Annotated in this window: 21 protein-coding genes; 14 read left to right on the top strand and 7 right to left on the bottom strand. The window is 43.8% G+C overall.

What is annotated here, in order from left to right; translation table 11 throughout:
- The first annotated feature begins 29 nt into the window (after positions 1-29).
- The 3 genes from HW45_RS17070 to iolG all read left to right on the top strand — a co-directional run bounded on the left by HW45_RS17070 (position 30) and on the right by iolG (position 2,922).
- Positions 30-854, top strand: coding sequence for a sugar phosphate isomerase/epimerase family protein (locus HW45_RS17070; RefSeq protein ID WP_006070651.1), 825 nt, complete (start codon positions 30-32; stop codon positions 852-854).
- A 140-nt stretch (positions 855-994) separates the two neighbouring features.
- Positions 995-1,825: a 5-deoxy-glucuronate isomerase gene (gene iolB, locus HW45_RS17075; protein WP_038228426.1), complete on the top strand. Its 831-nt coding sequence runs from the start codon at positions 995-997 to the stop codon at positions 1,823-1,825.
- 113 nt (positions 1,826-1,938) lie between these two features.
- Positions 1,939-2,922, top strand: coding sequence for an inositol 2-dehydrogenase (gene iolG, locus HW45_RS17080; protein WP_038228428.1), 984 nt, complete (start codon positions 1,939-1,941; stop codon positions 2,920-2,922).
- Positions 2,923-2,968: 46 nt separating this feature from the next.
- Here the strand turns inward: iolG and HW45_RS17085 are convergent, their stop codons facing one another.
- The 4 genes from HW45_RS17085 to HW45_RS17100 all read right to left on the bottom strand — a co-directional run bounded on the left by HW45_RS17085 (position 2,969) and on the right by HW45_RS17100 (position 7,685).
- Positions 2,969-3,799 (bottom strand): MurR/RpiR family transcriptional regulator, encoded by an 831-nt coding sequence (locus HW45_RS17085; RefSeq protein WP_038228430.1) that lies wholly within the window; start codon positions 3,797-3,799, stop codon positions 2,969-2,971.
- A 217-nt stretch (positions 3,800-4,016) separates the two neighbouring features.
- Positions 4,017-5,036, bottom strand: coding sequence for an ABC transporter permease (locus HW45_RS17090; protein ID WP_038228432.1), 1,020 nt, complete (start codon positions 5,034-5,036; stop codon positions 4,017-4,019).
- 84 nt (positions 5,037-5,120) lie between these two features.
- The gene (locus HW45_RS17095) at positions 5,121-6,614 is read right to left on the bottom strand and encodes a sugar ABC transporter ATP-binding protein (protein WP_006070656.1); all 1,494 of its coding nucleotides are present in this window, start codon (positions 6,612-6,614) and stop codon (positions 5,121-5,123) included.
- A 63-nt stretch (positions 6,615-6,677) separates the two neighbouring features.
- Positions 6,678-7,685 carry a sugar ABC transporter substrate-binding protein gene (locus tag HW45_RS17100; RefSeq protein ID WP_038228434.1) on the bottom strand — a complete coding sequence of 336 codons (1,008 nt, stop codon included), beginning with the start codon at positions 7,683-7,685 and terminating at the stop codon, positions 6,678-6,680.
- 527 nt (positions 7,686-8,212) lie between these two features.
- Here HW45_RS17100 and HW45_RS17105 point away from each other — a divergent pair.
- The 5 genes from HW45_RS17105 to HW45_RS17125 all read left to right on the top strand — a co-directional run bounded on the left by HW45_RS17105 (position 8,213) and on the right by HW45_RS17125 (position 16,110).
- Positions 8,213-10,120, top strand: a complete 1,908-nt coding sequence (locus tag HW45_RS17105) for a bifunctional 5-dehydro-2-deoxygluconokinase/5-dehydro-2-deoxyphosphogluconate aldolase (protein ID WP_038228436.1) — start codon at positions 8,213-8,215, stop codon at positions 10,118-10,120.
- Positions 10,121-10,193: 73 nt separating this feature from the next.
- Positions 10,194-11,705: a CoA-acylating methylmalonate-semialdehyde dehydrogenase gene (locus HW45_RS17110; protein WP_038228438.1), complete on the top strand. Its 1,512-nt coding sequence runs from the start codon at positions 10,194-10,196 to the stop codon at positions 11,703-11,705.
- A gap of 537 nt (positions 11,706-12,242) precedes the next feature.
- Positions 12,243-13,475, top strand: a complete 1,233-nt coding sequence (locus HW45_RS17115) for a DUF819 family protein (RefSeq protein WP_038228439.1) — start codon at positions 12,243-12,245, stop codon at positions 13,473-13,475.
- A 227-nt stretch (positions 13,476-13,702) separates the two neighbouring features.
- Positions 13,703-14,818 (top strand): phosphoserine transaminase, encoded by a 1,116-nt coding sequence (locus HW45_RS17120; RefSeq protein ID WP_038228441.1) that lies wholly within the window; start codon positions 13,703-13,705, stop codon positions 14,816-14,818.
- A gap of 122 nt (positions 14,819-14,940) precedes the next feature.
- Positions 14,941-16,110: a phosphoglycerate dehydrogenase gene (locus tag HW45_RS17125; RefSeq protein ID WP_038228443.1), complete on the top strand. Its 1,170-nt coding sequence runs from the start codon at positions 14,941-14,943 to the stop codon at positions 16,108-16,110.
- A gap of 25 nt (positions 16,111-16,135) precedes the next feature.
- Here HW45_RS17125 and HW45_RS28420 read toward each other — a convergent pair whose 3' ends face one another.
- Together HW45_RS28420 and HW45_RS28425 are read right to left on the bottom strand one after the other, a co-directional pair.
- Positions 16,136-16,600: a DUF3131 domain-containing protein gene (locus HW45_RS28420; RefSeq protein ID WP_081875844.1), complete on the bottom strand. Its 465-nt coding sequence runs from the start codon at positions 16,598-16,600 to the stop codon at positions 16,136-16,138.
- Between the two features lie 112 nt (positions 16,601-16,712).
- Positions 16,713-17,204, bottom strand: a complete 492-nt coding sequence (locus tag HW45_RS28425; protein WP_160171222.1) for a DUF3131 domain-containing protein — start codon at positions 17,202-17,204, stop codon at positions 16,713-16,715.
- A gap of 228 nt (positions 17,205-17,432) precedes the next feature.
- Between HW45_RS28425 and HW45_RS17135 the strand changes: the two genes are divergently transcribed.
- Positions 17,433-18,065: an ElyC/SanA/YdcF family protein gene (locus tag HW45_RS17135; RefSeq protein ID WP_051868187.1), complete on the top strand. Its 633-nt coding sequence runs from the start codon at positions 17,433-17,435 to the stop codon at positions 18,063-18,065.
- A gap of 564 nt (positions 18,066-18,629) precedes the next feature.
- Here the strand turns inward: HW45_RS17135 and HW45_RS17145 are convergent.
- A complete protein-coding gene (locus HW45_RS17145; protein ID WP_038228445.1) occupies positions 18,630-19,613 on the bottom strand; it encodes a hypothetical protein in 984 nt (327 codons plus the stop codon).
- A gap of 148 nt (positions 19,614-19,761) precedes the next feature.
- On the opposite strand from HW45_RS17145, the gene HW45_RS17150 reads away from it, so the two are divergent.
- Genes HW45_RS17150 through HW45_RS17170 form a run of 5 tightly spaced genes read left to right on the top strand, consistent with a single transcriptional unit; the run spans position 19,762 to position 25,121 of the window.
- Complete coding sequence (locus HW45_RS17150) at positions 19,762-20,988, top strand: PP2C family protein-serine/threonine phosphatase (RefSeq protein ID WP_051868189.1); 1,227 nt, start codon at positions 19,762-19,764, stop codon at positions 20,986-20,988.
- Between the two features lie 10 nt (positions 20,989-20,998).
- Complete coding sequence (locus HW45_RS17155; protein ID WP_038228447.1) at positions 20,999-21,331, top strand: STAS domain-containing protein; 333 nt, start codon at positions 20,999-21,001, stop codon at positions 21,329-21,331.
- A gap of 35 nt (positions 21,332-21,366) precedes the next feature.
- A complete protein-coding gene (locus HW45_RS17160) occupies positions 21,367-22,491 on the top strand; it encodes a sugar phosphate nucleotidyltransferase (RefSeq protein WP_038228449.1) in 1,125 nt (374 codons plus the stop codon).
- A gap of 11 nt (positions 22,492-22,502) precedes the next feature.
- Positions 22,503-22,955, top strand: coding sequence for an ATP-binding protein (locus HW45_RS17165; protein WP_038228450.1), 453 nt, complete (start codon positions 22,503-22,505; stop codon positions 22,953-22,955).
- A gap of 9 nt (positions 22,956-22,964) precedes the next feature.
- Positions 22,965-25,121 (top strand): glycoside hydrolase family 2 protein, encoded by a 2,157-nt coding sequence (locus tag HW45_RS17170; protein ID WP_038228451.1) that lies wholly within the window; start codon positions 22,965-22,967, stop codon positions 25,119-25,121.
- Positions 25,122-25,175: the final 54 nt, after the last annotated feature.

The raw sequence follows: 25,175 nt of genomic DNA on the forward strand, positions 1-25,175 counted from the left end.
CTTGTTGCCAAAATTCAAGGAGATCCACTATGCGTTATGCTTTACATGGAATGTGTTCACTCCACAGCAATGTTATTTCTGACATTCGTTTAGCTCATGATACTGGGTATCAAGGGTTAGAAATCCACACTGAAAAACTCTGGCGCTACATTAAAGCCGGCCTATCCGCAGAGCAATTTAAACAGCGTTTAGATCATTTCAACATAGAGCCTACAGCGATTGATATTATTGGCGCCATCGAAGTGACCGATAAAGCGTCGAAAGCTCAATTGTTCCAAGATGCGGAAGTGTTATGTCAGTTCGCTCAGCAAATAGGTGCACCTACCATTCAACTTAATGCCTTTGAAGCATTGAACGGACTCACTTTAGAGCAAAATATTGAGCTGACAGCTCAAAATATACGTTCGATTGCGGATATAGGTAAAGATTATGGCATTCGCTTTCAATATGAGGGTGCAGCATGGACTCCCATTGCTTCGCTCGACGATTACTATCGTTTGTTAGATGCTGTAGGGCGCGACAACTTTGGCTTTGTTCTCGATACCTGGCATTTTTGGGCATGCCGAGGCGCAAGTCTCGAGCAAATCGCCAACATTGATCCCTCCCTTATCTACAACGTCCATATTTCAGATGGTACTCGCCCTGAAGAAGGAGCAGCTTGGCCAGATGAAAGAGAGTTACGTGGTCACTTTATTGGGCAAGGCGATATTCCTTTGTCTGAGTGGGTTGATGCCATCCAGTCTACGGGTTACCAAGGCTTCTATTCGGGCGAATATCTAAATGATCAAATGTGGGAGCAAGATTATTACGATGTCGCTACTAAGATGCTTAAAGGTATGAAAGCTCTGTTCTAAGCAAATGATATGTCCACTTAACGGTTAAATATTCTCCGTATTAAGTGGACTTTGCTGTCTATGTCACGAAATATATATTTCATATAAATATAATTGAATTAAATATTTCACAAAGCCTCACTGGCAACGGAGCGCTCCCTATGTCTTATCTGCTTTCTAAGTACTCTCAATCATCTCCTGATTCCCGTGTTCAATCGATTACGCCAGAGAGTGCAAATTGGCAATACGTTGGCTTTTCAGTTTATGAGATCGCAAAAGGGGAAGTGTTAATGCTTGATCTAACGGCTACCGAGAAGTGTTTAGTCTTGGTGTCGGGAAGAGCAACTGTGACGGTTAATAATCAGGTGTTTAGTAATATTGGTGAACGTATGTCGCCATTTGAAAAAGATGAAAACCAACAGCGTATTAGGCCGCACTCAGTGTATGTCGCACCCCTGCAGAGTGTTCAGATTCTGGCTGAAACGGATTTGGAGCTGGCGGTTTGCGAAGCGCCCAGTGAAGGTACTTTTCCGACTCGTCATATCGCCCCCCAAGATGTTGATGCTGAGCACCGAGGTAAGCGACAGAACCAAAGGTACGTACACAATATTCTCCCAGATAACAAACTCGCGGACAGCCTGCTCGTCGTCGAGGTCTTTACTGAAGAGGGCTGTACGAGTTCTTATCCTAGCCATAAACACGACCAAGATATCGACGGCCAAGAAACCTATTTAGAAGAAACTTATTATCATCGCTTAGACCCGTCTCAAGGCTTTTGTATGCAGCGCGTGTACACCGATGATAGGGAGTTAGATGAGTGCATGGCGGTGTATGACAAAGACGTGGTCATGGTGCCAAAAGGTTACCACCCTGTTGCTACCATGGCAGGCTATGACAGCTATTACCTGAATGTAATGGCCGGACCTAAGCGCAAATGGCTGTTCAGTTGGGAGGGTCCTCATGCATGGATTAATTCTGAGGACTACATGTAATCGCGATGAGTGTCATATGGCTACCTACCGAAACCATGCCGCTCATGAGCAACTTATTCTGGTTTGACTCACCATCGAGTTGGACAAACGACAAGCAAAGGAAGGAGTGCAGAATGTATAATATCGCGCTGTTTGGAGCAGGGCGCATTGGGCAAGTTCATGCTGTGAACATTGCCAATCACCCTGAAACTAACTTGTATTCGGTGATTGACCCTTATGATGTCAATGCCAATCTTTTATGCGACCAATATGGTGCTAAACGTCAATCTATTGAAGAAGCAATGGCCGACTCAAGTGTTGATGCGGTATGTATTTGCTCCGCTACCGATACTCACGCTGATTTGATTGAACTGGGCGCGAAAGCAGGTAAAACGATCTTCTGCGAAAAGCCGATCGATCTCGATTCAAGCCGAGTTCGTGATTGCTTGGGTGTTGTTGAACAATATAAGGTGCCTTTACTTGTCGGTTTTAATCGCCGTTTTGACCCTCACTTTTCGAACCTGAAACAACGTGTGGTAGAAGGTGAAGTAGGTGAGCCTGCGACATTGACGATTACCTCTCGCGACCCAGAGCCGCCACCTGCAGAATACAGTAAAGTATCTGGTGGCATGTTCCGTGATATGACTATCCATGATCTTGATATGGCGAGATTCATTTTGGGTGAAGATCCAGTCTCGGTCACTGCTCATGGCAGTTGTAAAATAGACCCTGAGATCGGAAAGGCAGGTGACATTGATACCGGAGTGATTGTATTGAACTTTGCGTCTGGTGCAATCGCTACGATTCAGAATAGTCGTAAGTCTGGTTACGGCTACGATCAGCGTATTGAACTGCACGGCGAGAAAGGCATGCTTCAAGCGGAAAACGTCCGTGAGAACCTGATAAGTATGACTTCTGATCAAGGAGTAGAATGTGCGAAACCACTACACTTCTTCTTAGAGAGATATAAAGATGCGTACATTGCGGAGTGGCAACACTTCGTAGACATTCTTAATGGTGGTAAGCCTAATTGTTCCGGTATTGATGGCGAGTTTGCACTGCGTTTAGCAGACGCCGCAATTGAGTCAATGAATAGCAAGCGAACGGTCTTTATCTAGTTCTTGACGATGTCATAAAAACAGCGCCCAATTTAGGGCGCTGTTTTTATTCGTGTTCATTATTAATCGCCATGGCAACGGCAATACTCTGAACCAAACATAACGAAGCGGATTGAGAGCGAAAGGCGTCCACTTTGGCTTCTTTGATGACGAAACTGACATCGCTAAAAGCAGCGAGGGGGCTTACCTGACTATCTGTTATCACTATCTGCTTCGCACCTGCTTTGGAAGCCACTTCACTTAGGGCGACGGTTTCATTGGCATAAGGGCTAAAGCTGATGGCAACAATGGCATCGTTTGGACCAATCATGCTCAGTTGTTCTTCGTACATCCCCCCGAGGCCATCAATCAGAAATGCACGTTTGTTTAAATGACGTAGTGCATAAGTGAAGTAGGAAGCCACGCTAAAAGAGCGGCGTAAGCCAATTAGATAGATGTTTTCGCAGCTCTGTAGAATATCGATAGCATTACTAAGATCGTGTTCTGAGGTTTGGTTTGCCAGGAAATTCATGGCTTGTGAGTTAGCGTTGGCAAACTCTTGAAGTATCTGTTTTGGGCTTTCAGGTGCTAATGGTTCTGTGTGTAGCTGCTTGTGGATTCTTGCTCGATCGGTATAGCTTGAGGTCTCTTCAACGATTTTGTTACGAAATAACTGTTTCATCTCATTGAAGCCACTAAAACCAAAGGCGCTGGCAAATCGAATTAAGGTGGAAGGTGGAACTTCGGCTTTCTGCGCATTGATAGCAACAGTTTCCAGTGCGATATCATTTGGGTTATCAAGCACATATTTTGCTACTTGTTGAAGTCGTTTACTTAAGCCGGAATATTCTAAACGTATTTGTTCTTGTAGTTCACTTAATGTAGCAGCCGCTATCATAGAGTTCTCCGAAAGCCAAAATCAAAGGATAGACGTACAAAATACCTCATTTTATAGTGGTTTGAAATATTCGTTTCATTGAGAGTGTGACGAGGAAGAAAAACGCGCCTTGTAAAAAGGCGCGATGAGCCAAACCGAGAGCGACTATACCGAGGCATCCAAGGTATCCTAGATAAGAGCCGCCTCGTACCCTACTCAAAGTTATTCTGTAGTTGCACTATTTACTCTTCTTATGGCGCTTCATATCAAACATAACGGCAAAGATAATGACTAAGCCTTTTACTACTTGCTGCCAGTAGGCCGAAACGTTGAGAAGGTCGAGACCATTTTGAAGTACACCCATAATCATGGTACCGATAATAGTTCCTTGTATCGTACCAATGCCCCCAGCATGCGATACGCCGCCGACAGTCGCAGCTGCGATTGCATCTAGCTCGTACATGATCCCCAGACCCGGTTGACCAGAGTTGATTCGAGCCGCCAAAATCAGCGCAGATATACCCGCTAACAAACCCGCGTAGGTATAAACCAAGATCTTATAGCGCTTTACATTGATGCCAGAGACGTACGCGGCGGTTTCGTTACCACCGATGGCATAAGCGTATTTACCAAATCGGGTGTAGTTCAGTAGTACATATGACACGAATGCCATCACAGCGAAAATGATAACAGGAACAGGAATACCCATGATGCTGCCTTGGCCAATCCATTGATAAGAATCAATGAGGCTACTTACAGGGCGGCCATCTGAGTAAAGCAGGGCAGCGCCACGGGCAACGATCATCATACCTAGAGTCGCAATGAATGGAGGAATACCAGTGTAAGCAATGAGTGCTCCATTGATATAACCGCATAATGCGCCAACAGCTAATGCCGCTAGAATAGGAACGATGATAGGTAGCTCTGGCATCGCAGGGTACATACGCATTGACCAGTCGATGGTTTGCGCCATACTGGCTGAGACTACGGCCGCTACCGCAAGTACTGAACCAGAAGATAAGTCAATGCCTCGGGTAATGATGATGATAGTAACGCCAAGCGCAAGAAGACCAATACTTGCCATTTGAGTCATTACATTCAATAAGTTAGCGACCGATAGGAAAACGGGCGATAGGATGGACATTACAACACACATGAAGACAAATACTACGTATATCGCATATTTAGATACCATGCGCTTGAAATTAGTTTGAGCTTGACCTTCAGGTGAGGTCGCTTTAATCAGTTTAGCAATCATAACTGCATTCCTTGAGTTACTACTCTGGCCTCAAGTCCTAGTTTGAAAGACTCGTGGTGTTTTAAATTGGGGGTGTCTCAATGTTTAATTGAGTGCCATCGACATGATTTTCTGTTGCGTCGCGTCAGGGCCGTCGATAAGACCTTTGAGTTTACCTTCATGCATAACTAAGATGCGGTCGCTCATTCCCATGACTTCTGGAAGTTCTGATGAGATCATGACCAAGCTTTTACCCATGCCGGTTAGCAGACGCATTAGCTTGTAGATTTCTGACTTCGCTCCAACGTCGATTCCTCTTGTGGGTTCGTCTAGGAATAAGATGTCAGGTTTAGTCAGCATCCAGCGAGCCAACAATACTTTTTGTTGATTACCGCCGCTCAGATTGTCGATCATTTCGTACATTCCCGGCGTTTTTACTTTTAGCTTTTCACAGTGGGTTTGGCTGTCTTGCTTCATCTTTCTCACATCGAGCACGTTGACGACTTTGTTTCGGTAGGCGTCCAAATGAGCAATAGAGGTATTGGCGAAAATATCGAGCATCAGATAAAGCCCTGAATGTCGTCGATCTTCGGTTAGGAATGCCATTTTGTGTCGGATAGCATCTTGTGGTGTGTTAATTTCGACGTAATCACCATTGATTCGAATAGTGCCTGCGTCTTTTTGTCTAACGCCGAAAAGCGTTTCAATTAACTCAGTTCTACCTGCGCCTACTAGACCCGCGATACCAAGGATTTCTCCTTCGTGCAATTTGAAGTTGATATCGCTAAATGCGCCTTCAACAGTGAGGTTTTCCACCTCCAAGCGAGTTTTACCAGGTTTGGCAGTAGGGGGAGGGAATACTTCTCCTAAATCTCGGCCTACCATCATCTGTACCAATTCGTCATTGTTAGTAAGCTTCGCTTCGCGCTCGCCAACAAAACAGCCGTCACGAAAGACAGTAATATCGTCACAGATCCTGAATATCTCATCCATCTTGTGACTGATGTAAACAATCGCACAACCACGAGACTTCAGCATTTCGATGATTTCGAATAGATGGTCAACTTCTTTATCTGTGAGTGCGGAAGTTGGTTCATCCATAATGATGATCTCTGATTGATAGGAGATAGCTTTCGCAATCTCCACCATTTGCATAGTTGCGACGGTCAGTTCACTCATTGGAGTTTTGGGATCGAGTTTTAAGTCCAATTTACTCAATAACTCTGTGGTATCGCTGTACATCTTAGCGTGGTCTACAAGACGTAGTGGCCCTTTTAGCGGTTCTCTACCCAGCCAGATATTTTCTGCGATGCTTCGATGCAGGATAGGAGATAGCTCTTGGTGTATCATTGAAATACCAGCTTCTAACGCTTCTTTGGCGCCTTGAAACTCAACATTTTCTCCCTTGTAGCGAATGGTACCGCTGTCTCTTTGGTAAATACCAAACATCACTTTCATTAGGGTTGATTTACCCGCACCATTTTCACCCATCAACGCCATAACTCGGCCTTGTTTCAAAGTGAGCTGCACATTATCGAGCGCTTTTACACCAGGAAAGGTTTTGGTGATTCCACGCATTTCTAGTAAGACTTGGCTCATACTATTACTACTCCGAAAAAAGCTCCGTATTCTAAAGAGGGGGAGAACACGGAGCGTGGGTGGTTAACCTTTTTGTTTCGCTTCGAATGCTGCTAAATTGCTTTGAGTCACAAGCTCAGCCGGAATCCAGGTGACCTGTTGATGTTGTTTGCCTTTAACAGCATCTACCGCAGCATCGATAGCACCTCGCGCTTGACCGCCGCCATCTTGGAAGACTGTAGCGCTTAGCGCTCCATCTTTTACCGCAACCAAACCATCAGGTGTTGCGTCAACACCAACAACTAAGGTGTCATCAAGCTTGCCTGCTGCGCGCAATGCTTGAATTGCTCCTAGAGCCATGTCGTCATTGTTTGCGACGATGACATCAAGCTTGTCTCCTGAATTGAGCCAGTTTTCCATAACCGTCATGCCTTGGGAGCGCTGCCATAGACCAGTTTGTTTTCTAACTACGTGGAAGTTTGGATTTTTAGACAAGTAATCTTCGACACCTTTAGTGCGCATGATTGCGGCTTCATGAGTCAGCATGCCCATAAGAATGGCAACATTACCGCCGTCCACTGAGTCTGTGATGTACTGAGCTTGTGTTTCGCCAAATTTTAGTTCTTCAGAACCAACGTAGAACACACTATCGGGTAGATAGTCAGGACGACGGTTCAGGTAAACAAGTTGAATGCCTGCCTTGATAATTCGATCAGTAAGAGGTTGTGTGGCGTCGGTGTTAACTGGAACCAAAATGATGGCGTCCATTTGCTGAACGATGAAGTTCTCTACTTGCCCTAACTGTTTGGCCGCGTCTTCTTTGGCGTCCACAAATGTGAGTTCGACTTTGCCATCAAACTGCTTAGCGTATTTATCCATGGCATCTTTCATATAAACCATGAAGGTGTCATCGAAGTTTGGTATCGCTACTCCGATGCGTGTTACATCGTCTTTTTTCTCTTCCTGACCACAAGCGGTAAGAACAATCAGTCCAAGAACTAATAGTGTTCCTTTAAGCAGTGCCTTGGTGTTTGATGCGAGTATTAACATTCTGTCCAGCAACATAGTAATCCCTTGTTTCTTAGTTGGCATAAATGCCTCCTTGGTATCCATCACACTTATCTATCGATAAATATGAATATTTCATTTCGTTATTAGATGAAATCTGTAGAGCATTTATTCAGTATTCACTCTGACTTATTACTAACGGTGGCAGTAAACTTGGTTGAAAAATATTTTCTACTATCCGTTGGTTTTTAACTATAAGGTGATGTTCAAAATATCACCACTGTTAATGTGTCGTAATTGTTAAAAGTGTTATCTCGATCTCACTTGATTTTCTTGTTTATTGGTAATTATGTTTTTAACATATTGTATTTAAACGAAATTAATAATATGTAACGTGTGTTTTTTAAAAGTTATAAATAGATCTAGGTATGGCGAGGTGATTTGATAAACGATCTCGGTTAAATGAAAAATAATTTTCGATTTCGATCGTTTTTTAGGTTTATTGATTAGACTGGACATAAAAACTGGCGGCCGATCACGGTTTTTATCGATAATTCCAATTTATAATAAAATGAAATAAACATTTCATTAATCTTGGAGGAGATGAGGTAATGAGGCAGAAGGACAAGAAGTTTGATGTGATTTGCATGGGCAGAGTGGCCGTCGATTTTTATGGTCAGCAAATTGGTTCACGGCTAGAAGACATGAGCAGCTTTTCGAAATACCTAGGTGGCTCATCTGGTAATGTCGCGTATGGCACAGCGAGACAAGGGTTAAAGTCGTCAATGCTGGCCCGTGTGGGCGATGAACATATGGGCCGATTCCTTCGTGAAGAGCTTGAAAGACTTGGTGTAGACACCAGTTTCTTAATTACTGATAAAGAACGTCTGACAGCCTTAGTCATACTGGGTATCAAAGATGAAGATACTTTCCCGCTGATCTTCTACCGTGACAATTGTGCCGATATGGCCATTACGTCTGACGATGTAGATGAAGACTATATTGCGTCAGCACGCTGCCTCGCTATCACGGGCACGCATTTGTCGAATCCTAAGACCCGAGATGCCGTGCTTACTGCGCTTCGTTATGCAAGAAAGCATGGTGTAAGGACGGCGTTGGATATCGATTATCGCCCGGTGCTTTGGGGACTAACTTCACTGGGTGATGGTGAGACTCGCTTTATTGAGTCAGGAGCGGTCACCGAGCAATTACAAGAGGTGCTCGGCCTGTTCGATTTGATCGTCGGGACAGAAGAGGAGTTCCATATTGCAGGTGGTTCAACTGAGACGTTACAAGCACTTAATGGGGTGCGCAAAGTCACTGATGCGACATTGGTTTGCAAACGAGGTGCTTTAGGTTGCTCGGTCTACGATTCGCAAATTCCAAACCACCTTGATGGAGCAATTAACGCAACAGGTGTAAGAGTTGATGTGCTCAATGTACTTGGCGCTGGCGACGCCTTTATGTCTGGATTATTGCGAGGCTACCTAAACGAAGAAAGTTGGCAGCGAGCGTGTGATTATGCGAATGCTTGTGGTGCACTAGTCGTTTCTCGTCATGGTTGTGCTCCGGCGATGCCTTCGAAAGAGGAATTGGACGATTACTTAGCTCGTGCAGAGCAAGTCCCAAGGCCAGACTTAGATACAAGATTGAACCACTTACATCGAGTGACTACTCGAGATAAACAGTGGGACGACCTTTGCATACTTGCCTTTGACCATCGAATTCAATTGGAGCAAATGGCTCAAGATGTCGGTGCGTCATTGAGTCAGTTGCCCAAGCTCAAGAAGCTGATACTAGAAGCGTACTCAGAAACAGTGAGTGAGCAGGGGTTACAAGGCGGAGCCGGTTTGTTATGTGATAGTACTTATGGACAAGCTGCACTCAACGAAGCTACAGGTAAAGGTTGGTGGATTGGAAGACCAATCGAGCTGCCAGGCTCTCGTCCTTTGGAGCTTGAACATGGCAATATTGGTTCGCAACTTGTGTCTTGGCCAAAAGAACACATTGTGAAGTGCTTAGTCTTCTATCATCCCGACGATGCTCATGAACTCAAAAAGCAACAAGAGCGCCTACTAAGTGATGTTTATCTTGCCTGCTGCCAATCAGGGCATGAGTTACTGATTGAAGTCATTCTGCCAAGCTCGATGCCTCAAGGTGATAACTATTATATTGAAACGATACAGCGACTCTATCAGTTAGGAATCAAACCGGATTGGTGGAAGCTGCCCCCTCTATTACCCGAAGGCTGGAGAGCGGTTGAAGATCTAGTGTCAAGCAATGACAGCCATTGCTATGGCGTTGTCTTACTTGGATTAGATGCCTCGAAAGAAGCGTTGGCTGAAGGGTTTAAACACGCTCAAGCCAGTAAGCTTGTTAAAGGGTTTGCCGTAGGGCGGACTATCTTTGGTGAGCCTTCGAAAGCGTGGCTTGCTAACCAATTAGATGACGACACATTCAAAGCGAATATAAAGGCGAACTATCTAACGCTTGTTTCAGCGTGGAAAAATCGAATGTAACTACATGCACTCAGGCCGAGTACATCGCAGTGATATTCGATGCTTGAGTATTTATTAGAATTGTGGAGATACTATGGAAACCATTCAAAACTATGTCGCAGGGGCGATTGTTAACAGTGAAAGTGAGCGCTTTAGTGCGGTCTATAACCCTGCAACCGGAGAACAAACAAAACAAGTGGTATTGAGTTACGCTCATGAAGCTGAGCAAGCGGTTGAAGCGGCGAGTACAGCCTTTAAAGCTTGGTCTAAGACGTCACCGCTCAAACGTGCGCGAGTGATGTTTCAATTCAAGGCGTTACTTGAAGCAAATATGGATCGGATAGCACGCACCATTTCAAATGAGCATGGCAAGGTATACTCCGATGCGATAGGGGAGGTGACTCGTGGGTTAGAAGTGGTGGAATTTGCCTGTGGTATCCCTCACTTACAGAAAGGTGAGCACTCAGCTAATGTCGGTACTGGCGTTGACAGTCACTCTTTAATGCAACCTCTCGGTGTTTGTGTTGGTATTACTCCGTTTAATTTCCCTGCCATGGTTCCAATGTGGATGTTTCCAGTTGCCATAGCGACGGGTAATACTTTTGTGTTGAAACCGTCTGAGAAAGATCCGTCAACGGCTTTGATTCTTGCTGAATTGTTAAAACAAGCGGGATTACCTGATGGTGTCTTTAATGTAGTTAATGGTGATAAAGAAGTTGTAGACGCCTTGCTTACGTCACCTAAAGTAGAGGCGGTTAGTTTTGTAGGTTCCACACCAATCGCTGAATACATTTATGCCACAGCCTCTGCTCATGGGAAACGCTGCCAAGCCCTTGGCGGGGCGAAGAACCACTGCATCTTGATGCCAGATGCCGATATGGATATGGCGACCAACGCCATTATGGGGGCGGCATATGGTGCTGCAGGTGAGCGTTGTATGGCACTGTCCGTCGCAGTGGCAGTCGGCGATGAGACCGCAAACCGTTTGATTGAGAAGCTCACACAGCAAATTTCACAAATGAAAGTAGGCCCAGGTATTGTGGAGGGTACTGAAAACGATATGGGCCCGGTGATATCTGCGCTTCACAAACAAACCATCTGCGACTATATCACTAGCGGCGAAGAGCAAGGTGCCGAAATTGTTGTTGATGGCCGCGACTTTACCGTGACGGGAAATGAAACAGGGTACTTTGTTGGCCCAACTCTGATTGATAACGTCACGCCAAAAATGACAGTGTATAAGGAAGAGATTTTTGGACCGGTGTTAGCCGTGGTTCGTGTTAGTGACTACGAAACGGCTTTATCATTAATCAATCAACATGAATATGGTAACGGGACCGCTATTTTCACTCGTGATGGGGAAACCGCACGTCAGTTTAGTGAGGATGTTCAAGCTGGCATGGTAGGTGTGAATGTGCCAATTCCTGTTCCAATGGCATTTCATAGCTTTGGAGGGTGGAAGCGTTCTATCTTTGGACCTTTAAACGTTCATGGAAATGATGGCGTACGTTTCTATACCAAGATGAAAACCGTGACTAGTCGTTGGCCTGCGAGTGTTCGTTTAGAACAGCATACAAGCTCTTTCTCAATGCCGACGATGGAATGACCTATACTCAATGTTAACGAGTAAACGAAAGAGGAGCTTTGCTCCTCTTTTTTTGGTTCAGTTGCGGCAAATAGTGCTGAAAATGTGATACATGGTGTCAAGTTTCGTGAAAATCACCGTTAAAATTCAACACTTTTATGTTCTCAAATGTGATTTGTATCAAATAACAATCAATAGATGTTTGTTTGATATTTGTACGATTTAACAATTTTTATGCGTCTAGTTGTATTGCGGAGTTGATGATTAGTGGTGAAGGAATTGTTGCCAAAATGATTACTGAACAACATAAAGTTCGTATTACAACTTGCTGATAATATAGCGTTTTTACTTAATTCTAGTGAATGGCTATACGCAATCGACAGACTCAAAACGCGTAGGCTAAACGATTTTTGGCAAAGATGAATTTCTATTTATTCATTTCGATTGGGTAAAAATTGTTAAAATTTGTGACAATAAAGAGATGTATGTATAGTCTCTGGCCACTGACCAAATGTGTCCAAATGTTTCAATGGATGCAAGTTAAGGAGACTAACAATAATGATCACGAATGACGCAGTCATAATGGGCTTACTTGCTGCCATTCTTGGTGGAGTATTTATCACCGAGAGCAGCAAAAATCCTTTCTGGAGAAAATTCTACTCTTTTGTCCCAGGTCTGTTGCTGTGCTATTTCCTCCCGTCTTTACTTAATACAACGGGCATTATCGACGGTTCTGACTCTAAGCTATATTTTGTTGCTAGCCGATACTTACTGCCGGGCGCTTTGGTTCTGTTGATCGTTTCTGCAGACTTGAAGAAGATCTTCGGCTTAGGTTCGAAAGCGGTAATTATGTTCTTAACGGGCACATTGGGCATCATCATTGGTGGACCAGCTGCAATCGTAATTTTAGATTTTATCAATCCAGACCTCGTTTCTGGTGATGTATGGCGTGGCCTAACAACAGTTGCGGGTTCGTGGATTGGTGGCGGTGCTAACCAAGCTGCAATGAAAGAAGTGTTCGGTGTAGGCGACCAACTATTTTCTGCGATGATTACGGTTGACGTTATCTGTGCCAACATTTGGATGGCTATCTTGCTTATCATGGCTGGTCGTCAAAAGAAAATGGATGCATGGCTTAAAGCTGACACCTCTTCTATTGATGAACTAAAAGAAACCGTTGCGAAATACGAAGAGGAAAACTCTCGTCCAATCACAACGACAGATATGATGAAAGTCGTGGCGATCGCCTTTGGCTTAACGGGTCTTGCACATTTTGGCTCTGATTTGATTGCTCCTTGGATCGCAACCAATGCGCCAGGGTTAGAGAAATACAGTCTGACGTCAGGATTCTTCTGGCTCATCGTTCTTGTTACGACATTTGCATTGATTGCTTCTATGTTCAAACCCGCGCGCACACTAGAACATGCTGGAGCCTCTAAAATCGGTTCAGCATTTATCTATATTCTAGTGGCGACTATCGGTATGCAAATGGACGTGACTGCGATTCTAGATAATCCGGGCTACTTCTTTATCGGTATCACATGGCTGACGATTCACGCATTGTTGATGATATTTGTGGCTAAGCTGATTCGTGCACCGCTATTCTTCATGGCTGTAGGTAGCCAAGCCAACGTTGGTGGTGCAGCATCAGCGCCTGTTGTCGCCGCGGCTTTCCACCCATCACTAGCACCAGTAGGTATTTTGATGGCAGTACTTGGTTATGCGCTAGGGACTTACGGAGCTTACATCTGCGGCATCATCATGCAAGCTGCTGTTGGTGTTGTGGGATAAGCAACAAACAGTATCTAGTTTAAGGCAGTGCGTAAAAGCACTGCCTTTTTAATTTGGGGTTGTCTCAAAAATCCAAAGTACTCTTTTGTTGTTTTTGCAGAGAAAACGGCTCATTTCACACAGTAAATACACATATTTATTGCCGATCAGCATAACCCTCTTGCCTTAGCGTCTGTTTTACGACAATGTGATGAATAGTTATTCAATATTCACAAGCAGGGAGGCTTATGAAACCTCAACTCAAACCGCAAAACCCTAACTTCTCTTCTGGACCATGTAGCAAGCGTCCGGGGTATGATCTCACTCAACTGGATGCTTCCACATTAGGCCGCAGTCACCGTTCGTCTTTAGGCAAAGCGGTTCTGGCTGAGTCGATAGAAAAAACCAAAGCAATACTGGGTATCCCAGAAGACTATCGTGTTGGCATCGTTCCTGCGTCCGATACTGGAGCGATGGAGATGGTGATGTGGTCGATGTTAGGTCATCGTCCAATCGATGTTTTCCACTGGGAGTCGTTTGGCTCAGGTTGGTTAGCGGACATCACCAAGCAATTGAAACTTGAGCAAGTAAATAGCTATTTAGCCGATTATGGGTCGCTACCAGATCTAACGCAGGCAAATCCACAACACGATACCATCTTTACATGGAATGGCACGACCTCTGGAGTGAAAGTCCCGAATGGTGATTGGATTAGTGATGATAGAGAGGGGGTGACTATTTGTGATGCAACCTCCGCTGTGTTTGCGATGCCTATGCCTTGGGAAAAACTGGATGTGGTCACTTTCAGCTGGCAGAAGGTGTTAGGTGGAGAAGGGGCTCATGGGGTCATTGTTTTGAGCCCTAAAGCGGTCGAGCGATTAGAGTCTTATACACCCCCGTGGCCACTGCCGAAGATTTTCCGCATGACAAAAGGTGGAAAGCTTATAGAAGGCATTTTCAAGGGGGCGACGATCAATACACCCTCTATGTTATGCGTGGTGGACTATATTGATACTCTCGATTGGGTGGCAGATATTGGCGGTGTAGGTGCGGCGATTGAGAAATCGGAATCCAACCTTGCTGTACTAACAAACTTCGTTGAATCACGAGAGTGGATACACTTCTTAGCTAAAGAACCAACACAACGTTCTAACACCAGTGTATGCCTCACGCTTGATGCATCGGAGCAGCAAGTTAAAGCGATGATTAAATTGTTGGATGATGAAGGTGTCGCGTTTGATATCGGCGCTTATCGGGACGCGCCAGCGGGACTCAGAATTTGGGCAGGGGCTACCGTTGAATCTAGCGACTTGGAAGCGTTACTGCCATGGCTAGATTGGGCTTATGCTGAAGTCACACAATAATTACAAAGCACCTGCTGGTCAGGTGCTTTGTTGTCTCTGGCACAACAGAAAAAAGCCAGCTTTGGGACAATAACAGTACGCTGATGAGTAGAAATGGAATTTCAACTTAAGGTGAAGCGATAATGAAGAAAATAAAGACCTACAACGCTATTTCGAATCAAGGATTGGACAAGTTCTCACGCGACAAATATGAAGTCTGTAGTGAGTTTAATGAGCCAGATGCAATTTTGCTTCGCAGTCATAAACTCCATGATGAACCTATTGCTACGAGCGTTAAAGCCATTGCACGATGCGGAGCAGGGGTAAACAACATCCCGATAAAATCTTGCACGGAAAATGGAATTGTCGTGTTTAATACGCCGGGTGCTAATGCCAATGCAGTGAAAGAGTTGGTATTAACCGGGCTTTTGTTATCGGCAAGAGATGTCGTGGGTGGTATTCGTTACTCCCATACCCTCTCCGATATGACTGATGCTATGGCGATGGACAAGCTATTAGAGAAGGAAAAGAAGCGTTTTTCTGGCTCTGAAATCAAAGGAAAAACACTTGGTGTAATTGGTTTAGGCGCAATTGGTGCCTCTGTCGCTAATACCGCTATTGATCTTGGTATGAACGTGATTGGTTACGATTCAGCGCTGAGTGTTGAAGCGGCTTGGCGGTTATCAAGTCGTATTAAGCGAGCGGAGAATTTAGTGTCGTTGATTGCAAAATGTGATTTCGTGACCGTTCACGTTCCTGCACTGCCTTCAACTATAGGATTGATTAACCACGATTTATTGTCTTCAGCTAAACCAGGCATGGTGTTGCTGAATTTTGCTCGTAAAGAAATTGTCGATACAGACGCAGTAATAACCGCGCTCGAGAATCACCAAATTGATCAGTATGTGACTGACTTTCCAACGCCTTCTCTTATTGGTCGTGATGGCGTGATCCTCATGCCTCATATTGGCGCTTCGACGTCCGAAGCAGAGGAAAATTGCGCCATCATGGGGGCAGAGCAGCTCATTGATTTCTTGGAAAATGGCAACATTACTAATTCAGTTAACTTTCCTACGATTCGTTTGGAAAGGGCAGAGGGCTACCGAATTACGTTTGCTAATGATAACGTCCCTAGGGTCTTGGGTAGCGTATTGTCTTTGTTGGCTGATTTGAATATTAACGTGCTCGATATGCTGAATAAAAGCCGAGAGGAGGTCGCGTATACTATTCTCGACATTGAGCAAGAGCCTAACGATGAACTCCTTTCAGCTATCAGCAATGTAGAGCATGTGTTTAACGTAAGAACACTCTAGGTGACAACATTGGCGAACTTGCAGGCTATTTGGCGGAATTTGACTGCTCTAATGCATAAGGGTGGAGAGCATGATTACCAAGAGCTTTATACCATAGTGCTGTAAGCACAAGAGAGTTGGTATTGATGTTATAGGCGGTGTTGGTGCCGCCATTTTTATAACGACCAGTTGGGATACTTCGAGAGCTTAGACTGGTTTTAACAACCGTATTGTAGAGTTGCTGTGAGAAATCATCGGTATATAAAACACTTAGCCCGAATCCTATCCTTGAACTGAACGTCTGTGGGTTCTCGATCGGTTTACTCCCGGGGCTCACGCTCAGCCAAGGTTTGCCATAATAGTAAATATTGTTGTAGGCAAACCAAGGACTTTTACTCATCGCGTCTTCAGCAAATACTTGAAGTTGTCCTAACCGTTTGGAACGTTTTTTATGCAGTTGATAAAGTTGATCAAGTTGATTCCACCATACGTTCTTTGACCCTATTTCTATAGCAGTTAGTACATAGGGATCAGTAGTGAAATAGGGACGTTTCGATTATCCACATATACAGACATACCATCGACCGACACTTTTTCTACGTGCTGTTTGGTAAAGCTCTGCGCTAAGTTATAACCGAATAACTCAAACCATTGCCATTACTTTTGGTGTCGCTGTAACTGCCTGATGGTTTTCCGTGTTTGGCACTGCATTCTCTATTTGGAAGGGTGTTTTGATACAATGTTATAGTGGCAAGCGTATCCAAAGTAAGCCTGAGTTTATCTCTCACTTCTTCTCTGGAAATAAGGTTTAGTTCATAACTCGCGAGTGTTGCCGATATTCCACTGGCAATATCCCACATGGTCGCGTGATGGTAGCCTTGCACCGAGTCCCAGAGTTCAGTTTCAGGATGATAGTTTAAATCAAAGTAGTACATGGATTTTTTGGCGAGTAACCAATCGTTGCGTGTTAAACGAGACAAGTCTAGTTTGACCGTTTGACTTGAGTTGGTTGCGGACCATGGCGGTCTGTTCAATTTAACAGTCGAAGGGACATCAATAGTGAGCACGGGAATGAAAGCAGTGTAGAGACCTAGCACTGGCATCAACTTTTGCACTGACATTGTTCCTTAAATGAAGACTCCGTATTTAACTAGATGATAAGACATGAATAATGTTTTTCTAATCTAGTTTTGGGGTACTTATCAAGAGGTTTCAAATGAGACTAGTGCTGTACAATAATTGAACGTTTTGCTGTTCTTTTTCGATAATTCTGTTAATATATACCGCGTCAAAGGACTCTTCAAAAGTCAACGGATAGGCGAGCTGAAATTTAAGGTGCTCCTATGCGAAAATTCATCGACTTACTCTCTCAATCTAACGTTTCTCTCGTTCGTCAATCAGCCAGCGTCTTGGCTACTTTTCTAAAATCTGAACAACTTGACTATCAACTCAATGCAGTTCAGAAACAGAGACTTGCTCAGTATTTAGAAACTACAACGCTTGTCAGCGAGAATTTTGGTTCACCACTTGATGCACATAGCGTAGTGGCGTTTTCTTTCGGTGACAGTGATGATGTCAACAAACGACTTGCCAATGTAGCCACTGATTTGGTTCGTGAAAACGGATTTCTTGACGCGCATATACAACAAGAAGTAGCACAGCACATTACGGCTTTGCCCAATGCACACGTAATTGCTGATGACAATTACCAAACCACGACTGACGTGGCAAGAAAAGCGTTAGAGAAATCCGTGGGCCGTAACGTGATAGTGGTTGCGCAAGCATGGCACGCCAAACGATGTATAGAGACGTGTCAGCAAGTAGGTTTGAACGTGGTTGGATTAAGAACGGTAGACCGCTTTCCACAAAATGACCCACAACCATGGGTGAGAAACCCGATTAATTGGGTGCTAAAAGAAAGCCAGCGAGAGTTTGTTACTGGACAAGATGTCAGTCGCCTATTACAACTTGCTTAAGTCATTATGCCTACCCTAAAGTTTTGTTTACAAACAAGGTATATTGATCAAATAAACTCGACACGAATAGCTAGAATCCTAGACTGTTAGAGAAACAACAGTCGCAACAATCGTTAAAGCGGAGTGGTGTCGATGGATTCGGAGATGGTTTTTTGGCTTAGCTTTTATGGTGTTTTCTTTATTGCGAGCAGTGCTATTGGCGCGTTAAAAGGCCGTTTAATAGCGGGGCTACTCTTAGGGTATGTTCTGGGGCCAGTAGGATTGGTGATAATTTTACTGAGCAAGGATAAAAGAATGCTAGTTTGTCCTCATTGTAGCGAAAAAACGCACCGCCATTCATACTATTGTCAGCATTGTGAACGAAAAGTTTATGGCTGTTTGCAATCGTAAAGTTTATTTCTCTTTTCTCTATAATTTCCCCTCTCTTTATACTTATAAGATTGAAGTCTGGCCTTATAAGACAAAAAAAGCCCCTCAATTAGAAGGGCAAGCAGTCAGAGCCTCACAAGGATATGTGCTTAATATAAGAAATAGGATCTTTTTTAGCGCATTTCTACAAAATTCCTAAAATGCGAAGGAGTAAGCAAGAGTAATAGAGCCATCAAGGAAACGACCTGTTCCTTCTGCGGCATTACTTGGGTTCCAACGGTTACCAGAGTAGTTGTTGTATTGCAAAGTAATCGTTCCTGGTCGCCAATCAAAATAGCCGAACCCATAGGTATAATCTGGATTCCACGGCTGCTGTTGTGATTTGTCAAAGTAGTAGAAAGCGGTGGCGTTAACGTACCAGTTACCAAAAATGGCGTATTTACATCCAAGGGATGCAGTTCTTTGATGTGCCTTATAACTGGAGGAGGCTAGGTCGAAGTAGGAAGGCGTCCAATTATAATCGACTTGACACCCAATGCTTCCGTCTTCGGAAACTCGAGTCCACTCTAGTAGCTTTCCGGTAATTGGAAACTTCCACCCAAGCGACACTGTACCTTCATCAAAATTAGTTCTAGAGCCGCCCGTTTCAGGTGAAAAGCGGTTTCCTCCATAGTTGGAGTACAAAAGACTAAGAGTATAAGGTCGCCAATCGCTGTAACCAAAAACATAGGTAAAGTCTGGGTTCCACGTTTGCTGCTGGTCTTTATCGAAATAATAATAAACTGTGCCAGAAGCAAACCAATTGCCAATCAAAACATACTTCAACGACAAGTTAGCTGTGTAATTGACGTTAGCGGGCCCATTCGTAGCACCGGAAGGCAAGTTAGCGTCTTGAGTTTGTATCAGCGGTAAGTTGAGCGAAAAGTTGCCACTGAGCCCTGATAGTCCTTCTCTTTCCTTTAGCTCTCCAAATGGGAGCTCAAAGGAGCTTTCGACGCCTCGCCATATTAGGTCCAACTCGCTTTTTTCATCTTTACTATTGGGAATGTTGTCACCGTCAGTGAGATTAGGGGAAATTGGCGCAGGCGCGTGCTCGCGAGTGTTTGATAGATATTCATCACCAAAACAAGACGAGGTTAATGCGATTGTAGATAAGCCAATACTGACGCATTTCTTCATTTATTACGCCATCCTTGCAAGCCGATGTGGCAAGACTTGATATTCAACATTGCTCTAAGGTAAAGAAAAGCAAAATATTTTTTTGTTTTTTCGTTCTCAGTTTCTATTCTAGTAAATAATGCTTCATAAGTGAGATGGAATCTCGTAAATGACACAAAATGAGCTTAGTAATACAACAGAATCTAAAGAGGTTTTATTGGTTGAAGACAATAAAACGACGCAGGTTCTTATGAGCTCTCTTCTAAGAAAAAAAGGATATCGCGTAACTGTTGCGAGCCATGGTTATGAAGCTTTAGAAATATTAAAAAAAAGCGAGCATATTCAGTTTGTACTCAGTGACTGGGTCATGCCGAAGATGGATGGGGTTCAATTATGTCAAACTCTTAAATCGACGGATTACAATCGCTATATATTCTTTGTTCTGTTATCAGCTAAAGATGACAATGACTCTATTGTGAGCGGAATTAATGCGGGAGCTGATGATTTTGTTGCTAAAAATACCGCCATAGATGAACTCGATGCGCGTATTAGAGCAGGCTTTAGAAATTTAAATTTGCACAATGAATTACTTAAGAAGAATCAAGCGCTTGATAATGCCTACGCCACAATAAGACAGGATTTAGACGCTGCAGGTGACTTTATTCGCCAACTGCTACCGACGAAGTTTGAATTTAATAATGTATTGATGAATTACACCTCAATTCCAAGTGCGCAGATCGGTGGTGATATTTTGGGTTATTTCGAACTCGATGAACAGCATATTGGTTTCTATTTGTTGGATGTGTCGGGACATGGGGTTTCATCCGCTTTGCTATCGTTTTCCGTTCAACAGACGCTGTCTATCGCAAGTGGTCCTAATTCAGTGGTTTACAAAGAAACGTCTTCAGGAAAAGTCATTCGTCGGACCGATGAGGTGGTAGAGAAACTAAATGATATTTATAGCCAAGATGACTCAAACCCCCTTTACTTCACTATGGTTTATGCCGTGTTGAATCAGGTGACAGGGGAACTGGATTATTGCATTGCCGGGCACCCACCAATTGTGTGGTACCAACACGGAACTCGAACTACCGAATTCTTGGGTGAGGATAATTTCGTAGTTGGTATGTTTGATTTTGCAGACTACAAGCAAAAATCGGTGAAGCTAGGTCCTAACGATGAAATCTGGATTTATACAGATGGTATCACTGAAGCCAGACTAGAGGGGGAGTTTTACACCGAAGACAGGCTAAAAAAAAGGATACAACAGCATGCGGCTACGAGCTTTGAAGACAAACCTAATGCCATTGTGTCAGAGGTGAGAGATTGGCAGAAGAGTGACGTTTTTGATGATGATATCAGTATGTTAGTTTGCAAATGGGCACCAAACCAATAGGGAAACCACTATGAATTATGAAGTGTCGAACAACGACCTGTTTACGGTTGTTGAAGTTCAAGAAGCGCGTTTTGACGCTAAGTTGGCTCCAACGTTTAGACAGTCTATGGAAGATATTCAGGGCGATATTAAACCTAACTTGTTGCTTGATCTATCGAACGTAAATTTCATGGATAGCAGTGGATTAGGAGCTGTAATGGCAGTTTATAAGCTTCTTCGAGATAGGCAAATAGCTATTGTTGGCGCCAAGCAGCCTGTCAGAGATCTACTGAAGTTAACCCGAATGGATAGGCTAGTAAAAACCTATGACACAGTCGAGGATGCAATGACAGCGTCGGTTTAAGTATTAGTTCTAATGATTAGGCTAGGGGACAGGCAATGAAAGGAATGATATTGGCAGCGGGTAAGGGAACTCGAGTAAGACCCATTACTCAACAGATACCTAAACCTATGATTCCGATACTGGGCAAACCCGTAATGGAATCAATGATTGAGTTATTCGCTCAACACAATATTACTAAGATTGTCATTAATACGAGTCACTTAGCTGAGGTGATAGAAGACTATTTCGGCGATGGCCACCATTTCGATGTTCAGCTTTCTTATTCTTGTGAGGGAGAGCTTAAGGACGGCAAGTTTGAAAGCAAAGCCCTAGGTTCGGCTGGGGGGATGAAACGCATTCAAGAGTTTTCCGGATTCTTTGATGAGACGTTTGTCGTGGTGTGCGGTGATGCATGGATTGATCTTGATTTGAAAGAGGCGGTTCGCAAGCATAAAAAGTGTGGAGGTATTGCAACCATTATTACCAAACGAGTGCTTGAAGAAGAAGTCGAAAAGTATGGTGTTGTGGTGACGGGCGATAAAGGTTTGGTGCAAAGTTTTCAGGAAAAGCCCGCTCGAGAAGATGCGCTGTCTAATCTTGCCAATACAGGTATTTATATCTTTGAACCCGCTATTTTCGACTATATTCCTAGCGATCAAGAGTTTGATATTGGTAGTGAGTTATTCCCTAAACTCGTAGAGCAACATGTACCGTTTTACGCTGTTGAAATGAACTTTCAGTGGTTGGATGTCGGTAACATCAAGGATATTTGGGGCGTCACCAAGGATGTATTGAGTGGTAAAGTTCCAGGTTACAGAGTGCCGGGCACGCAAGTGAAAGCGGGTATTTGGCTCGGGATTAACACTCAAGTCGACCTCGAAGAATGCAATATTATTCCGCCAGTTGTTATTGGTAGCGGATGCCAAATTAAGGAGGGGGCGACCATCACTGGTCCCACTTTGATTGGCGCAAACTGTCAAGTGGACGCCAATGCGACAATAAAACACTCTCTGGTGTTTGATTACACGCAAATTCATACCAATGCTGTTGTCGAGGAACAGACTATCTTTGGTGAATATGGCATTGGACATGACGGTGAGGTTGAGGATAAAACTCAGTGGACTAACCTGCGCCCACACCCAGCTTTGAATCGTCTAGCTGATGTGATCAATAAAATGTGATGGGAGAAAGCATGGTTGATAGCAATGTATTTACTCACACTTATGAAAGCTCACTGATTACATCAAGAAATGTGGCCAACGATCTGAAGGCATTTTGGTCTCGGCAAGCGGTTAAAAACAGTGTTATTGATGAATTGGAGCTGTGCGTAGTTGAGTTAGTAAATAACGCTTTTGAGCATGCTTATAAAGAGCGTGAAGGTGAGGTCATAGAAATTGTAAGTACTTTGACGGATTCAACGATCACCGTCGATATTACCAATTTCGGAGAAGGAATGTCTAAAGATGATTTTGCGTCCGCGCTTGAGGCCGATTTTATTGAACCAGATGCGGACGATCCTGACACGTGGGTAACGTCAGGCAGAGGCTTTATTATTCTTGCGGCCTTAGTTGATAAAGTCGAACTAACTCTCGACGATAACCGCAATACGTTCCATTTAATTAAGTCTTATGACGCTCTGGCATAGGTGGCTGGGATGTGGCGTTGGATTGCAAATCTAAGTCTTGGAATACTACTGGTAGGCTGTACGTCTACCGAGTTAGCTCATACTGATGCCACCCAGTCATTGAATGGCTATTGGGATTTCAAAAGGCTTAATTCCGAAAATGCGGAGCAAACGAGCATCGCAGTTCCATCAAATTGGCACAGTTCAGGCGTAGAATATTCAGGTAGCGCTTTGTACCAGACTAACTTTGATGTCAGCAATTATGATTCATCGAAGCGTTACTGGCTCAAGTTTGATGCAGTCGATTATCAAGCACGAGTTGCACTCAATAATATGCCTTTCGCGCCTCATAGCGGATATTTCGCTCCGTTTGATTACGAAGTCACAAATGTTATCAAATCCAACGACAATCAACTCTCTGTGGTGGTAACAAGCGAAAATGATCAGAAAGTAGAAGATTGGTCTCTCAACAAAAAAGAGATTAAAGGTGTTTTAAATCATCACGATACTCGACCTGGAGGAGCCTGGTCTGATAGAGGCCAAGAGGCTAACTCCGGAGGGATATGGGGAAGCGTAGCTCTCGAGAGAACAGGTCCTATAGCTATAAAAACACTTAAATTTGTCCCTGAGATAAGTCGTGCTGGAGAGACGACAGGGCAACTTAAACTGACTTTGAATAGCAGTATTACCACTGAAGCAACCATTGTTATCGCACTGCAACGTCATAACACAGATCGACCTGAAGCCACGATTGAGCGCTACGAATTTACTCGTTCGTTGAATAAAGGAAAATCGGACATCCTTTGGACAATTCCTAGTATGAAGAGGGATCTGTGGTGGCCATATGACTGGGGAAAGCCAACATTATACGACCTCAGGGTTGAAGTATTCGAAGGTGAGAGAATTTTGTCTCATCAGCGCTCGGAAAAAATAGGCTTTCGACATTTTGAATACTCAGAGGACAACCAACATTTCTACGTAAACTTCCAGCCTTATTTTATTCGTGGAACCAATTACATTGGTAGTCAGTGGCTAGGTGAAATGGGGAATGAAGAATATGAACGTGACTTGATGTTGATGCGAGAAGCCAACATCAATAGTGTTCGAGTACACGCTCATGTTGCAGGTAAGCGTTTTTATGATAAAGCAGATGAGCTCGGTCTGATTGTTTGGCAAGACTTCCCTTTGCAATGGGGCTATGAAGATTCAATAGGTTTGGTCGCTGAAGCGGAATCTCAGGCCAGAGATATGATCGATATGCTATACAACCATCCTTCTATCGCATTTTGGAGCGCTCACAATGAGCCGCCGTGGGATGCAACGTGGATGAAATATAAGTACGGAAGTTATCAACCTGACCACAATGTGGAACTCACTAAAGCCGTTTATCAGGCACTAAAGGCAGCGGATGACCGTCGAATAGCGAGACAAGCGTCTTACACCCATGAGCACCCTTGGTTTGGATGGTACTCGGGTCATTACAAGGACTACCGTAAAGTTGTAGGTCCGCCAATCATCAGTGAATTTGGGGCGCAATCTTTTCCTGATGCCGACACCGTGGGAGAAATATTGGATGGCGAGTCTAACTGGCCACTTAATAGAGCACAGCTTGAGAAGCTCTCGTATCACAATTATCAGCATCATGAAACGCTCAATATTGCAGGAGTCGAAATAGGAGACTCACTGAATAGCTATATTGTTAATTCTCAGCGATACCAAAGACAAGTGAATAAATACGCGGCTGAGCAACTTAGATTGAAAAAAAATAAAGGCATCGCTGCAATATATCAATTTATGTTTGTCGATAGTTGGCAAGCCGTAACTTGGGCAATTCTTGATGTAGAGCGAAATCCAAAGCCGGCCTACTTTGCGGTTAAAGAATCATTTCAACCCGTGTTGGCGGTTGCCAGCATAAATAATGATATATCCTCAACGCTTATAGATATCAGTGTAATCAATGACTCACGAGAAGAGATTTCACAGGCAAGCATATCATTAGAATGTATTGACGACAGTCATCAGCCCAAACGGTGTTGGGAGCAAAACAATATTCTTATTGGCTCTAACTCGATTTCGAATATTGCGTCAGTGCCAGTAGATAAGGTGAGCTCCGAATTTGTAATCAATATTAGGTCGAAAGATGGAGTAATGATTTCTAGTAATCACTACTCTACAGGGGACTACTAGAGTGCGGTTAATAATATGTGATTGAAGGTGTACACGGCTTTGTTGCCGAATTCA

It is taken from the genome of Vibrio sp. ER1A (assembly GCF_000733315.1).
GTDB classification, from domain to species: Bacteria; Pseudomonadota; Gammaproteobacteria; order Enterobacterales; family Vibrionaceae; genus Vibrio; species Vibrio mediterranei.

What these genes read in the sequence shown, in the direction of transcription:
- HW45_RS17145 (WP_038228445.1), bottom strand. Translation starts at nt 19,613, where the DNA reads ATGAAGAAATGCGTCAGTATTGGCTTATCTACAATCGCATTAACCTCG.
- HW45_RS17135 (WP_051868187.1), top strand. Translation starts at nt 17,433, where the DNA reads ATGCGAAAATTCATCGACTTACTCTCTCAATCTAACGTTTCTCTCGTT.
- iolG (WP_038228428.1), top strand. Translation starts at nt 1,939, where the DNA reads ATGTATAATATCGCGCTGTTTGGAGCAGGGCGCATTGGGCAAGTTCAT.
- HW45_RS17150 (WP_051868189.1), top strand. Translation starts at nt 19,762, where the DNA reads ATGACACAAAATGAGCTTAGTAATACAACAGAATCTAAAGAGGTTTTA.
- iolB (WP_038228426.1), top strand. Translation starts at nt 995, where the DNA reads ATGTCTTATCTGCTTTCTAAGTACTCTCAATCATCTCCTGATTCCCGT.
- HW45_RS17165 (WP_038228450.1), top strand. Translation starts at nt 22,503, where the DNA reads ATGGTTGATAGCAATGTATTTACTCACACTTATGAAAGCTCACTGATT.
- HW45_RS17120 (WP_038228441.1), top strand. Translation starts at nt 13,703, where the DNA reads ATGAAACCTCAACTCAAACCGCAAAACCCTAACTTCTCTTCTGGACCA.
- HW45_RS17090 (WP_038228432.1), bottom strand. Translation starts at nt 5,036, where the DNA reads ATGATTGCTAAACTGATTAAAGCGACCTCACCTGAAGGTCAAGCTCAA.
- HW45_RS17125 (WP_038228443.1), top strand. Translation starts at nt 14,941, where the DNA reads ATGAAGAAAATAAAGACCTACAACGCTATTTCGAATCAAGGATTGGAC.
- HW45_RS17160 (WP_038228449.1), top strand. Translation starts at nt 21,367, where the DNA reads ATGAAAGGAATGATATTGGCAGCGGGTAAGGGAACTCGAGTAAGACCC.
- HW45_RS17105 (WP_038228436.1), top strand. Translation starts at nt 8,213, where the DNA reads ATGAGGCAGAAGGACAAGAAGTTTGATGTGATTTGCATGGGCAGAGTG.
- HW45_RS17095 (WP_006070656.1), bottom strand. Translation starts at nt 6,614, where the DNA reads ATGAGCCAAGTCTTACTAGAAATGCGTGGAATCACCAAAACCTTTCCT.
- HW45_RS17115 (WP_038228439.1), top strand. Translation starts at nt 12,243, where the DNA reads ATGATCACGAATGACGCAGTCATAATGGGCTTACTTGCTGCCATTCTT.
- HW45_RS17070 (WP_006070651.1), top strand. Translation starts at nt 30, where the DNA reads ATGCGTTATGCTTTACATGGAATGTGTTCACTCCACAGCAATGTTATT.
- HW45_RS17110 (WP_038228438.1), top strand. Translation starts at nt 10,194, where the DNA reads ATGGAAACCATTCAAAACTATGTCGCAGGGGCGATTGTTAACAGTGAA.
- HW45_RS17100 (WP_038228434.1), bottom strand. Translation starts at nt 7,685, where the DNA reads ATGCCAACTAAGAAACAAGGGATTACTATGTTGCTGGACAGAATGTTA.
- HW45_RS17155 (WP_038228447.1), top strand. Translation starts at nt 20,999, where the DNA reads ATGAATTATGAAGTGTCGAACAACGACCTGTTTACGGTTGTTGAAGTT.
- HW45_RS17085 (WP_038228430.1), bottom strand. Translation starts at nt 3,799, where the DNA reads ATGATAGCGGCTGCTACATTAAGTGAACTACAAGAACAAATACGTTTA.
- HW45_RS17170 (WP_038228451.1), top strand. Translation starts at nt 22,965, where the DNA reads ATGTGGCGTTGGATTGCAAATCTAAGTCTTGGAATACTACTGGTAGGC.